This window comes from Arthrobacter humicola, from assembly GCF_039531445.1.
Classification (GTDB): Bacteria; Actinomycetota; Actinomycetes; order Actinomycetales; family Micrococcaceae; genus Arthrobacter; species Arthrobacter humicola.
On sequence record NZ_BAAAQB010000025.1, the window covers coordinates 273109 to 285790 of the forward strand.

General features: G+C 68.2%; 12 protein-coding genes. All 12 read right to left on the reverse strand.

From position 1 onward, the window contains the following. On the reverse strand, positions 1-1450 hold a 1450-nt coding region (locus ABD243_RS08440), incomplete at its 3' end, for an NAD(P)/FAD-dependent oxidoreductase (protein WP_344364232.1). Between the two features lie 38 nt (positions 1451-1488). Beyond that, positions 1489-2904, reverse strand: a complete 1416-nt coding sequence (locus tag ABD243_RS08445; RefSeq protein ID WP_344364234.1) for a S8 family serine peptidase — start codon at positions 2902-2904, stop codon at positions 1489-1491. Between the two features lie 81 nt (positions 2905-2985). Beyond that, entirely contained in the window at positions 2986-3969 is a 984-nt protein-coding gene (locus ABD243_RS08450; RefSeq protein ID WP_344364236.1) for a Ppx/GppA phosphatase family protein, read from the reverse strand. Next, complete coding sequence (locus ABD243_RS08455) at positions 3966-4712, reverse strand: DUF501 domain-containing protein (protein ID WP_344364406.1); 747 nt, start codon at positions 4710-4712, stop codon at positions 3966-3968. The genes ABD243_RS08450 and ABD243_RS08455 overlap by 4 nt, the downstream gene beginning before the upstream one ends. Before the next feature lie 131 nt (positions 4713-4843). Beyond that, entirely contained in the window at positions 4844-5671 is an 828-nt protein-coding gene (locus ABD243_RS08460; RefSeq protein ID WP_344364239.1) for an FtsB family cell division protein, read from the reverse strand. Positions 5672-5757: 86 nt separating this feature from the next. After that, positions 5758-7038, reverse strand: a complete 1281-nt coding sequence (gene eno, locus ABD243_RS08465; RefSeq protein ID WP_091250844.1) for a phosphopyruvate hydratase — start codon at positions 7036-7038, stop codon at positions 5758-5760. A gap of 203 nt (positions 7039-7241) precedes the next feature. Further along, entirely contained in the window at positions 7242-7835 is a 594-nt protein-coding gene (locus ABD243_RS08470; protein ID WP_344364408.1) for a MazG nucleotide pyrophosphohydrolase domain-containing protein, read from the reverse strand. Positions 7836-7911: 76 nt separating this feature from the next. After that, on the reverse strand, positions 7912-9081 hold the full coding sequence (locus ABD243_RS08475; RefSeq protein ID WP_116765986.1) for an adenosine deaminase: 1170 nt from the start codon (positions 9079-9081) through the stop codon (positions 7912-7914). A gap of 32 nt (positions 9082-9113) precedes the next feature. Further along, entirely contained in the window at positions 9114-9875 is a 762-nt protein-coding gene (locus ABD243_RS08480) for a DedA family protein (protein WP_344364244.1), read from the reverse strand. Between the two features lie 283 nt (positions 9876-10158). Beyond that, positions 10159-10794, reverse strand: coding sequence for a DedA family protein (locus ABD243_RS08485; RefSeq protein ID WP_344364246.1), 636 nt, complete (start codon positions 10792-10794; stop codon positions 10159-10161). Positions 10795-10948: 154 nt separating this feature from the next. Next, complete coding sequence (locus tag ABD243_RS08490) at positions 10949-12280, reverse strand: thymidine phosphorylase (RefSeq protein ID WP_344364248.1); 1332 nt, start codon at positions 12278-12280, stop codon at positions 10949-10951. Continuing rightward, complete coding sequence (locus ABD243_RS08495) at positions 12277-12681, reverse strand: cytidine deaminase (RefSeq protein WP_344364251.1); 405 nt, start codon at positions 12679-12681, stop codon at positions 12277-12279. The genes ABD243_RS08490 and ABD243_RS08495 overlap by 4 nt, the downstream gene beginning before the upstream one ends. Position 12682 lies beyond the last annotated feature (1 nt).

Genomic DNA, 12682 nt, shown 5'->3' on the forward strand with positions numbered 1-12682 from the left:
CCTTGGGGTCCACCTTGGACTCTGCCTTGGCGTCGGCCGCAGGCTTGGCTGCTTCCGGGGCCGGGACAGCGGCCGGCTTCGGGGCCGGAGTCGCTGCGGTCACGAAGGCGCCGCGGGGGTTGTCCAGGTCCATGAGCTGCGTGGTGTCGCGGCCCAGGAAGAAGGCCCAGAACCAGCCGGAGATCACGCGGATCTTGCGCTCAACGGTGGGCATGGCCATGCCGTGGTAGCCACGGTGTGCCAGCCAGGCCAGCGGGCCCTTGAGGCCGATGCGGCCAATCAGGTTGATGTTCGCCACGCCCTTCCATTCGCCGAAGCCGGCGACGGCGCCCAGGTTCTTGTGCTTGTAGTCCGTGAGCGGCTTGTTCCAGCGGGAGGCCCACAGGTTCTTGGCCAGGCGCTTGGCCTGGCGCAGGGCGTGCTGGGCGTTCGGCACGCAGGTGCCGTCCGGCAGGCCGCTGCCCGTGAGGTCGGGAACGGCAGCGATGTCGCCGGCAGCCCAGGCGTTGTCGATGATGCCCTCGTCGCCGGCGATGCGCAGGTCGGCAAGGACGCGGACGCGGCCGCGCGGTTCGAGCGGGAAGTCGGTGGAACGGACCATCGGGTTGGCCTGCACGCCGGCAGTCCAGACAAGGGTGTCAGTTTCGAATTCCTGGGCCGGGGTCTTGTCCGGGAGGTTGATGAGCTTCAGGGAGCCCTCGGCGTTGTCGAGCGAGGTGTTGAGCAGGACCTCGATGCCGCGGCTGCGGAGGTGTCCGACGACCCATTCGGCCTGCTGCGCCGTGACCTCGGGCATGATGCGGCCCATGGCCTCGACCAGGACGAAGCGGATTTCTTCCTGCTTGACGCGGGGGTTGTTCTTGACCGCGGCGCGGGCGAGGTCTTCCATTTCGGTGATGCACTCGATGCCGGCAAAGCCGCCGCCGACGACGACGAAGGTCAGGGCGCGGGCACGCTCGACGGGGTCGGTCATGAGCGAGCCGGTCTCGATGCGCTCGAGGACCTTGTTGCGCAGGGCAACGGCTTCCTCGATGGTCTTCAGGCCGATGCCCTTGTCCGCAAGGCCCTTGATCGGGAACGTGCGGGTGATGGCGCCGGCGGCCAGCACGACGTCGAAGTAGGGAACCTCGAAGGTGTCGCCGCCGTCCGCGGGGGCGACGACGGCGGTGCGGTTGGCGTGGTCGATCGAGGTGACGCGGCCCTCGATGAGTTCGGTCTGCTTAAGGTGCATGCGGTGCGAGACCACCGCGTGGCGGGCCTCGATGTTTCCGCCGGCAACTTCCGGCAGGAAGGGCTGGTAGGTCATGTAGGGCAGCGGATCAACGAGGGTGACGATGCCACCTGCATTCGCGATCTTTTTCTGCAGTTTGAGGGCTACATACAGGCCGACGTACCCGCCGCCGACGACGAGTACCCGGGGACGGTCCTGGAGCTGAAGGGAGGATGCCATGCGTCAAGAATACAGTAGTTTGTGAAAACCTTCACTAACTATGACGGGTGGCTGGAATCCACCGAATCGGCGGCTCCCGGGCCGGGCCGGTCCGGCCGTTCGGGCGTGTCAGCGCCTTCCTTGGGCGAGCTGCGCATCGCGGCCCGCAACTGGAAGGCGGCGGCGGCAATGATGCCCACAAACAGGAATCCGAAGCCCAGGACCACGGCGGCCGGCACGGCGCTGTCCAGCTGCGACGGCTTCTCCGCGACCGGCACGGTCGCCTCAGGCAGCGTGGGGGCGGCGCTGGAGGGCGCGGGCGTCGCAGCAGGCGCCGTCGTGGCCAGGTTGCCGCGCCGCTGAACCCGGATCCAGTCCGAAATAGACCCCAGCGGATTGACCTTGGTTTCGGGCACATCGGCCTTGAGGGCGGCCTCGGCGTTGAGGACGCCGAACCCGTAGAGCGGATCCTTTCCCGGAGCCCCGGCGTCCTTAGCCGTGCTGACGATCCTGTTGATCACCTGGCTCGCGGACATCTCCGGCCATTTGGAGCGGATCAGGGCCGCGACGCCGGCGACGATGGGGGTGGCGCCGGAGGTGCCCGCCCACTCGGCATAGCCGCCGCCGGGCATGCCGCCGATCAGGTCTTCAGCGGGAGCGGCGACGCCGATGCTGATGCCCTGGGAGGACGCGTCGATGCTGGCCGTTCCGTTGCGGTCCAGGCCCGCGACCGTCAGGACACCCGGAATCGTGGCCGGGGCGCCGACCTGGACGTTTCCCCCGACGCGGTTGCCCGCGGCGGCCACGATCACCACGTCCTTCTGTTCGGCGTAGAGAAACGCCGCGTCCCAGCTCTGCGGCCACTCCGGCGACGTGCTGCCGAGTGAAATGTTGATGACGCGGGCGCCGTTGTCGACGGCCCAGCGCACGGCCTCCGGAATCTGGTCCTGGTCGCTCTTGCCGCCCGGGTTGGCGGAACCGAGCCAGGTCGAGACGGACAAGATCTGGGCCTCAGGGGCGACGCCGACCACCCCGTCCGGGCCGGCGTCCGAGCCCGCGGCCGGGCCCGCGGAGGCACCGGCACTCGGCTTGGCGGTCGCACTGGCGGGCTGGTGTCCGCGCCCTGCGAGCATCGTGGCCACGAGGGTTCCGTGTTCGGGTTTGGCGCCGATGCTCTCCTGCCCGTTGGCACCGCCGGCGCCGGAGATGTCGGCGCCGCCGGCAAGCACGCCCGCCAGGTCCGGATGCGTGCCGTCCACGCCGCTGTCAATCACAGCGACTTTGACACCGGCGCCCTTGGACACTTCCCAGGCTTTGGTGATGCCCGATTCGGCGAGCCAGTATTCCTTGTCCCGCCAGGAGTCGGCGTGGGCGGGCGCGGCTGAGGTCAGCGCCGCCGCGGACATGCCGCCGGCAAGGGCCAAAGCCATCAACGCGGAGGCGGTCCGGCGGTGCCGGGCTGTTGCTCTGGTCATACAGGTCCTATCGGCGGATGCGCCAGTGGCACAAGCACTCTGTCGGTACACAACGGCTAGTGCACTACTGCTGGTGCGACATCAGCTGATGCTGAGGGCAATTCCGTCAAGAATATCGTGTTCGCTGGCCACTGCCGTGGTGATGCGGCCGGCCGTGACGTCGGCCAGGCGCTCCAGGACCCGCCGCCACACGAGGCCGCCGGCGCCAATCACGTCCACCCGCCCGGGGTGCATGAACGGCAGCGCGGCCCGCTCTTCCCGGGTCATGTCGAGCAGTTCGGTGCAGGCTTTCCGCACCGCGTCCAGGTCCAGTTCGGTGCCGTGGATTGCGGCCGGCGAATACTCCGGAAGGCGCAGCGCATGCGCCGTGATGGTGGTGACGGATCCGGCCACGCCGACGACGGCGGTGGCGCGTTCCAGCGGCACGGTGCGTGCCGCCTCGCTGATGGCGGCGTCGACGTCGGCCTCCGCCGCTGCGATCTGCTCCGGGGTGGGCGGATCGCTGCGCAGGTGCCGTTCGGTCATCCGGACGCAGCCGACGTCGACCGAGCGGGCGGCGATGACGCCTCCGGCGTTGCCGAGCACGAACTCCGTGCTCCCGCCGCCGAGGTCCACCACGAGCACGGGGTCGTCGCCGCGGGAGGGCAGGACGCTGCTGGCGCCGGCGAAGGACAGTGCGGCTTCCTCATCGCCGGTGATCACCTCGGGCTCGACGCCGAGGATGGCGCGGATGCCGTCGACGAAGACCTGCCGGTTGCTGGCGTCGCGGGTGGCGGAGGTGGCCACGAAGCGCACCTTTTCCACCCCGTGCTCGCGGATGAGGGCGGCATAGTCCCGGGTCGCGGCAAACGTTCGCTCCAGCGCTTCCGGGGCGAGTTCGCCCGTCGAGTCCACGCCCTGCCCCAGCCGGACCACGCGCATTTCCCGCACGACGTCGGTCAGCCGCGGGGCGGGCTGCCCGGTCGCGGCGTCCGTGCCGGTACCCGTGTCTATGTCTGCGTTTATATCCGCGATCAGCAGGCGGATCGAGTTGGTGCCGCAGTCCACGGCCGCGACCCGGGTCATTTGGTCTCCTCCGTGCTCGCGGTGCCGGCGGCGTCCGCGCCGTCTGCAGCACCGGCGGCTTCCGCGCCTTCTGCAGCACCGGCGGCTTCCGCGCCGCGGGACTTGCGCACGGGGGCGGGCCGGCCAACGATCTCCGGCAGGCCCTGCGGTCCGTGGCGGCTGAGGTCCCGGGACGGGACCTCTCCCCCGGTGTCCCAGGCGCCGTCGCAGTAGCAGCGGTCCGCGGTCCACCACTCGGCGATGGCGGCGATCGCCTCGTCACCGAGCGGGTTCACGCCCGTTCCGGCGGCCAGCGAATGGCCCACGAGTACATGCAGGCATTTGACGCGCGTCGGCATTCCGCCGGCGGAGACGCCGTCGATCTCGGGCACGGCGCCAATGCCGGACCGGGCGCCGATTTCTGCGCGTGAGGCCAGGTACGCCTCGTGGGCGGCGCGGTAGCGCGCCGCGAGATCGACGTCGGCGGCGAGCCGGACGTTCATCTCGTTCATCAGCCCGGCAGCCTCCAGCCGCGACACCGCGGACGTGATCACCGGGTGCGTGAGGTAGAACGTGGTGGGGAACGGCGTGCCGTTGCTCAGCCGCGGCGAAGTGGCGGCCACGAGCGGGTTTCCGCAGACGCAGCGGGCGGGGATCTCGACGACGTCGCGCACCGGCCGGCCCAGCTGGCGGCTGAGGACCTCGAGGTCGTGCGGTGACGGCTGGCGGGAGGCCACGGGTGCACTTGAGGCGGGAAGTGGCACCGGGGTCTGCGCTGCCTGCGGCTGGTTCTCGTCCGCTCGGTTCTGGTCCACTCGGTTATCGTCCACGGGAGTGGCACCTTCCTGCCCTGTTCCGGGTGTCCTCGGGACAACCTCGGCGGCGGGCGCCGCTTCTAGTCTGTTGCCGATCGCCTGATGGACTCCCAGAGGGCGTCCACCCAGGGCAGGTTGGCCGGGTCTTGTGCTGATGCTGCACCCGCCGTGCCACTGGGCTGCGCGGCAGGAAGATCGCTGCCGAAGACCCAGTAGCCCGTCTCTCCGGGCATAACCATGTTAATGCGATCGCGGGCCTGCTGTTTCACGTAGTTGGGATCCTGCCACCGTGAGACCTGGCGTTTGAGGTCCTCCTGCTTTGACTGCTTGGCCGCGATATCCGCCTGAAGCGCCGCGATCTCGGCGCGCTTGTCGAGGAAAATCTTGACCGTGGGCGCGAGCAGGATGGTGATGGCAATCATGACCACGCCGAGCGCAAGCAACCGGCCCGAGAACGCCTTGGCGGGTACCGGATCGAGTGAATCGTCGGTGTCCCGCGCGGCGGCCCGGCGCGCGGCTTTGCCGCCGGCCTTCCCGGGCGACTTCCCTGGCGACTTCGCTGGCGGCTTCCCGGGCGAGGGCCGGGATCCTGGCGTTACCGTCGGCCGCTTCTGGCCGGTGGCCGGGACGTCGGGGGACGGACGTTCGGGGCCTGGGCTTTCGGGGGTTCGGTTGTCGGAGCCGCGCTTGCCTGCAGCACGTGCTGCCGTCTGGGAAGAGGCCGGCCCGGCGCCGGAGGACTTGGCCGGCGTCGTTGTGCCCGCGCTGCTGCGGGAGCCGCCGAAGTCCGCCCGGATGACGTCGCCGCCGTCGACTGTTGCACCCAAGCCCGTGGCCGCAGGCTTGGCGGCAGCAGCCTTGGGGGCCGCGGGCGTAGCCCGGGGAACATTGGGACGTCGGGTAGCCATGTCACTCCTTCAAAAGCGGACCAAAAACAGAACCGGTGGCCATGGTCTTTCAACCATAGCCACCGGTTACCGGTTTTCGCGGCTAACTAGCCCTTGAAACGCGGGAAGGCGCTGCGTCCGGCGTAGCGTGCGGCGTCGTCGAGTTCTTCTTCGATGCGCAGCAGCTGGTTGTACTTTGCGACGCGCTCGGAACGGGCCGGTGCGCCCGTCTTGATCTGGCCGGCATTGGTGGCAACCGCGATGTCGGCGATCGTGGTGTCCTCGGTCTCGCCGGAGCGGTGCGAGGTGATGGTGGTGTAACCGGCACGCTGGGCCAGGGACACGGCATCCAGGGTCTCGGTCAGGGAGCCGATCTGGTTGACCTTCACCAGCAGCGAGTTTGCCGTGGCAGAGTCGATGCCCTGCTGCAGGCGGACCGGGTTGGTGACGAAGAGGTCGTCGCCCACGAGCTGGACCTTGTCGCCGATGGCGTCGGTGAGGGTCTTCCAGCCTTCCCAGTCGTTCTCGTCCAGGGGGTCCTCGATCGAGACCAGCGGGTAGTCGGCGACGAGTTCGGCGTAGTAGTTGCTCATCTCGGTGGCTGTGAGGGCCTTGCCTTCGAACTGGTAGGCGCCGTCGGTGAAGAATTCCGAGGAGGCAACGTCCAGGGCCAGGGCGATGTCCTTGCCCGGGGTGTAGCCGGCGTTCTTGATGGCTTCCTGGATCAGGTCCAGGGCAGCGCGGTTGGAGGGCAGGTTCGGGGCGAAGCCGCCCTCGTCGCCCAGGCCGGTGGACAGGCCCTTGGCCTGCAGCACGGACTTGAGGTTGTGGTAGACCTCGACGCCCCAGCGCAGACCCTCGGAGAAGGTCTCGGCGCCGATCGGCGCGATCATGAATTCCTGGATGTCGACATCGGAGTCGGCGTGCGAGCCGCCGTTGAGGATGTTCATCAGCGGCACCGGCAGGACGTGGGCGTTCGGGCCGCCCAGGTACTTGTACAGCGGCAGGTCGGCGGACGCCGCGGCAGCGTTGGCGACGGCGAGGGACACGCCCAGGATGGCGTTGGCACCGAGCTTGGACTTGTTGGCAGTGCCGTCGAGGTCGATCATGGCCTGGTCGATGCTGCGCTGGTCGGTCGCGTCGAAGCCGATCAGGGCCGGCGCGATCTGGTCGATGACGGCGTCGACGGCCTTCTGGACGCCCTTGCCGAGGTAGCGGCCCTTGTCGCCATCGCGGAGCTCAACAGCCTCGTGCTCGCCGGTGGAGGCGCCGGAGGGAACTGCTGCGCGGCCGATCTGGCCATCGGAGAGCAGGACTTCAACTTCTACGGTCGGGTTGCCACGGGAATCGAGGATCTCGCGGGCGTGGATGGCATCGATAAGCGCCATGGATATGCTCCTTTGGGTGAAGCGATCTGCAGGGAATCTGACTGCTGGGAATCTGGCTGTACATCAAGCTGATAAGCCGACGTCGTCGTCGCTACTAGCCTAGTCGAGAGCGGGATAAGTTACGGAAACCTATCCAATCCCCGGACGTCATGATGCCGGCGCTACTTGCCCGGCACTATGAGGCCTACGCTACCGTGCCGGCGCTACGATGCCGGCGACACAGGGCCGTGACTGTCCTGGAAGCGGCGGAGGGCTCCGCGGAGGGCGCGCTCGGCGTCGAGCCCGCCGGCCCTGGCGGCCGCCACGATCCCGAACAGCAGCTCTCCGAGCTCCTCTTCGGTGCCGGGGATGTCTACGCCGGTCACGCCGGCGGCCGTCGGCAGGCCGGCGCGCTCGGCCCGGTCCAGGAGCTTTTGGGCCCGCGCGAGGGCAGGAAGCGCGCCGGGAACGCCGTCGAAGCCGTGGCCGCGTTCCGGTTTCTCTGCTTTCTTGACGGCATCCCACGTCAGGACGATCTCCTCGACCGTTGCAGGGAAGGAATCCTGCAGTGAGCCGTCGGGGCGGAAGACGTGCGGGTTCCGCCGGATCATCTTGGCGTTAAGGGAGCGCGCGACGTCGTCGAGGTCGAAGGCGCCGCGTTCCTCCGCGAGCCGGGCATGCAGGACCACCTGGAGCAGCACGTCCCCGAGTTCGGATTTCAGGTCGGCGTCGCCGCCCTCCGTCTCGATGGTTTCGGCCACCTCGTACGCCTCTTCGAGGAGGTATTCGACGAGAGACTCGTGGGTGAGGGCACCCATCCAGGGGCAATGGGCGCGCAGCTCGGCGATCGTTCGCACCAAGTCACCGAGCGGCGCGCCCACCGCGATATCCCGGCTAGCCAAGGTCGGCGTAGGCCTCGTTGATGTATTCCACCAGTGCTTCCTTCTCCTCGAGCGGGAGGAAGGCGGCCTCGGCGGCATTCAGCGTCAGCTCCAGGAGGTCGTCGAGGTCGTAGTCGAAGGTCTCGACCAGAAGCTCGAACTCGTCCGTGAGGGTCACGCCGCTCATGAGCCGGTTGTCCGTGTTGATGGTGACGTTGAAGCCCAGCTGGTAGAGCATGTCCAGCGGGTGGCTTTCGATCCCCTCACCGAAGCCGGCAATGGCACCGGTCTGCAGGTTCGACGACGGGCAGATCTCCAGCGCGATGCCGCGGTCACGCACCCAGCTGGCCAGCTCGCCCAGGGTCACCATGCCGATGGTGTCGCTGACCTCGACGCCGAACCCGTCGGCGTCCTCCCAGGCTTCGCTGTCCTCCTCGAATTCGATCGTGACATCCTCGGCGATCCGGACACCGTGGCCCAGGCGAAGCGCCCGGCCGTCCACCAGGGCCGACTGGATGCTCTCCAGGCCGGCGGCCTCGCCGGCGTGGACAGTGGCCGGGAAGTTGTGCTCAGCAAGGTAGGTGAAGGCGTCCTTGAAGCGGGAGGGCAGGAAGCCGTCCTCGGCGCCGGCGATGTCAAAGCCCACCGCGCCCTTGTTCCGGTGCCGGACCGCCAGTTCGGCAATCTCCTGGCCGCGGTCGGCGTGGCGCATGGCGGTGATGAGCTGGCCCACCTGGATATCGCGGCCTGTCTCGGCGACGGCGTCCACGCCTGCTTCCAGCCCGGCCTGGACGGCTTCCACCACTTCGTCCAAGCTCAGGCCCTTCTGCAGGTGCTGCTCGGGGGCCCAGCGAACTTCGCCGTACACGACGCCGTCGTCGGCCAGGTCTTCGACGAATTCCTTCGCGACGCGGAACAGGCCTTCCTTGGTCTGCATCACGGCGATGGTGTGGTCAAACGTTTCCAGGTAACGGACCAGCGAGCCGGAATCGGCGGACTCGCGGAACCACTCCCCCAGGGCGACGGGGTCAGTCGAGGGCAGCGTGTGGCCCACGGCCTCGGCAAGCTCAATGATGGTGGCCGGGCGGAGCCCGCCGTCCAAGTGGTCGTGAAGGGAAACCTTGGGAAGGACCGTCAGGTCGAAGTCGAGGTCAGGGGCAGCGTCAGGATTAGTCTCAGTCACGTTCCAACCATAGGGTCGCAGGGCGCGGGATGCTACTTTCTGGAAGCTCCGGCCTCAGTGGCCGGGCCGGCCAGCATCGTGCCGTGCCCCTGGGGAGCGGACTCCGGGGCAGCAGGGTCCTGGGGCGCGGTCCCCGGAACGGACGTGGCGCCGGACGTGGCGCCGGCCGGAGCGGACCGGGTGTCGTTGCGTCCAAGGCGCTTGTGCCACCAGCGCAGCAGGTGGTCGATGAGGACGCCAAGCACTATCGCGAACACCACCGCAATCCCCGCGCTGAGCAGCGGGTTGTGGTGCAGCCACGGGAAGGAACTGGCCAACACGCCGATGCCGATCGAGTAGCCGACCCACGTGACGCACGCGATGGCGTCCAGGAAGAAAAATCTGCGGTGCGGAAACGACGTCGTGCCCGACACGTAGTTGACGGCTACACGGCCCCAGGGGATGTACCGGGCCGTGAAGATCAGGACGGCGCCGCGTTTCTCGAGCTCGTAGTGTGCCCAGGCGAAGACCTTCTGGACTTTCGGCTTGCGCATCCAGCGGAACCGTTCAAGACCGATCTTCCGCCCGAGCATGTAGGCCATGTTGTCGCCGGCCATGGCTCCGACCAACGCCGTGAGGGCGAGGAGCCAGAGGTTGGGCTGGCCGCTGTGCAGGGAATACGCCGCGAGAGCAACGATGAGGGTCTCACTGGGGACCACCATCGCGAAGCCGTCCACGAAAAAGAAAACCAGCAGCAGCGGGTAGATCCACCACTGGCCGGCAGCATGGAGCACGGCCTGGTTAATGAACTCCATGCGGGCGGTGCTCCTTGATGATGAGGAACGGACAACTAAGCCGTGACGAACATGCGATGGGCGTGTGGGTGGAACCTGCAACGAACTGCAGCAAACAAACGTGATGCAAATCGCTCCTAAGTGTCCCACGGGCGGGGCGCGGTCCGCTACGGTCGGGCGTCCGGTGACAATGACGCGGACGGGGCCGCTGGTGCGGGCGATGATCCGGCGTCCGGGACGGGTCGCGTCTGCAGTTCACGTTGTTGTAGGGGTAGGAACAATGGGGCCGCCCTGTCCGGTTCACTTAGGATTCAACCGGCGGAATGGACGGCGTGGACTCCTCCGGTGTCCGGCCACGCAGCCTGCTGATGGTGAAGTCCACGGCGACACCCAGGACGATCGCGCAGACGATCGCGATGGCCGCACCCAGTACGTGGTTTTTCTCAAACCACGGGCCGACGAACAATCCGATTCCGACCGAATAGCCGGCCCACAGGACTGCCGACAGCACGGTCAAGATCATGAATCTGGGCCTCGGGTAGTGCGTGGCCCCGGCGGTCAGGTTGACGGCCACACGCCCGATCGGGACGAAGCGTGCCACGAGGATCAGCGACGCGGGCCGTTTCCGCAGTTCCCGTCCGGCCCAGGCAAAGGCCGCCTGCGTCCTCGCACCGCGCTGCCAGGCCCACCGCCGTGTCCCGGTTCTGCGGCCGATCAGGTAAGCGAGGTTGTCGCCAACCCAGGCCCCGGCGGCGGCGGTGAGGATCAGGAGGACCGGGTTGGGAACATTCGCGGTGGCGGCGACGGCGGCCAGGCCCACCACCACCGATTCGCTCGGGATCGGCGGGAAGAATCCGTCGATCACGCAGCAGGCAAAAACAAGGACGAGAACCCAGGGCTGCCCTGCGGCGGCGAGGATGAAGTCGTTGATTGCCTGCACAGCTTCCTAACGCACGGCGGGGCCTGAAAGATCCTGATGTGGAGTCAGTGTACCGCCGGCGGTCCCCGCCGCCACTTGCCCTATCCCTTATGGCGGCTAAACCCGGGGTTTGGGGACCATAAGTGATAGGGCAACGGAGGGTGGGCGGCGGGGGTTAAGCGATGCGGTCGATGATGAGCTTCTGGGCGGGCCGGGAGCCCTCCGGTGCGATCACGGCGGCGTGGTCGAGCGCCTCCTTGGCCCGCTCGAACTTCTCCGGGGTGTCCGTCAGAAGGGTCATGAGCGGTTCTCCGGCCCGGACCGTGGCGCCCGGCTTGGCGTGCATCCGCACCCCGGCTCCGGCTTGGACCGTGTCCTCCTTGCGGGCCCGTCCGGCGCCGAGACGCCAGGCCGCGACGCCGACGGCCATCGCGTCAAGCTCCACCAGGACGCCGTCGGCCGGGGCGTAGATGACCTCGGATTCCCGGGCCACCGGAAGCTTGGCGCGCGGGTCGCCGCCCTGCGCCTCGATCATCCGGTTCCAGACGTCCATGGCCCGGCCGTCCCGCAGGGCCGCGCGCGGATCCACGTCGGGGACGCCGGCGCACGCCAGCATCTCCTCCGCGAGCCGGACGGTGAGTTCGACGACGTCTTCCGGGCCCCCGCCGGCCAGGACTTCCACGGATTCCTCGACCTCAATCGCGTTGCCCGCGGTGAGGCCCAGGGGCGTGTTCATGTTGGTCAGCAGGGCAACGGTGTTGACGCCGGCGTCCTTGCCCAGGGCCACCATGGTCTCGGCGAGTTCGCGGGCACGGGCCTCGTCCTTCATGAAGGCTCCGCTGCCCACCTTGACGTCGAGCACCAGCGAACCGGTACCTTCGGCGATCTTCTTGCTCATGATCGAGGACGCAATCAGCGGGATGGCCTCCACGGTCCCGGTGACATCGCGGAGCGCGTAGAGCTTCTTGTCCGCCGGGGCCAGCCCCGCGCCGGCGGCGCAAATGACCGCGCCGACGTCCTGGAGCTGGGCCAGCATTTCCTCATTGCTCAGGTCCGCGCGCCAGCCCGGGATCGCTTCGAGCTTGTCCAGGGTGCCGCCGGTGTGGCCCAGGCCGCGGCCCGAGAGCTGCGGCACGGCCACGCCGAAAACCGCCACCAGGGGCGCCAGCGGCAGGGTGATCTTGTCTCCCACGCCGCCGGTGGAGTGCTTGTCGCTCGTCACCTTCACGCCGCCGTCGGGCCGCCGCAGGCTGGAGAAGTCCATCCGCTCGCCGGAGGCGATCATGGCCGCGGTCCAGCGGGAGATCTCGGCCCGGTCCATGCCGTTGAGCAGGATCGCCATGTTCAGGGCGGCCATCTGTTCGTCGGCGATGGCGCCACGCGTGTACGCGTCGATCGTCCAGTCGATCTGGGCCGGGCTGAGCACGCCCTTGTCCCGCTTGATGCGGATGATGTCGACGGCGTCGAACGCTTCGGTGGTGCTGGTGGTCTGTGTCGATTGGGTCACCGGGGTTCCTCCAGGTGTTGGGGGCCAAAGGCATCGGGAAGGACCTGGTCCATGGTCTTGATTCCCTGCGTGGTCATGAGCTCCATGTCGGGAGCCCGGAATTCGTAGAGCAGCTGGCGGCAGCGCCCGCAAGGCATAAGGACGTTGCCGCCGGCGTCGACGCAGTAGAAGGCGCGGAGAAGTCCCCCGCCGGTCATCTGCAGGTTGCCCACCAGGGCGCACTCGGCGCACAGTGTCAGCCCGTAGCTGGCGTTTTCGACGTTGCAACCGCTGACGATCCGCCCGTCCCCGGTGAGGGCTGCGGCCCCCACCGGGAACTTCGAATACGGCGCATAGGCGTTCAGCATGGCGGACACTGCCGCGGCCTCGAGCGCGGCCCAGTCAACCTCGGTAGTCTCCACG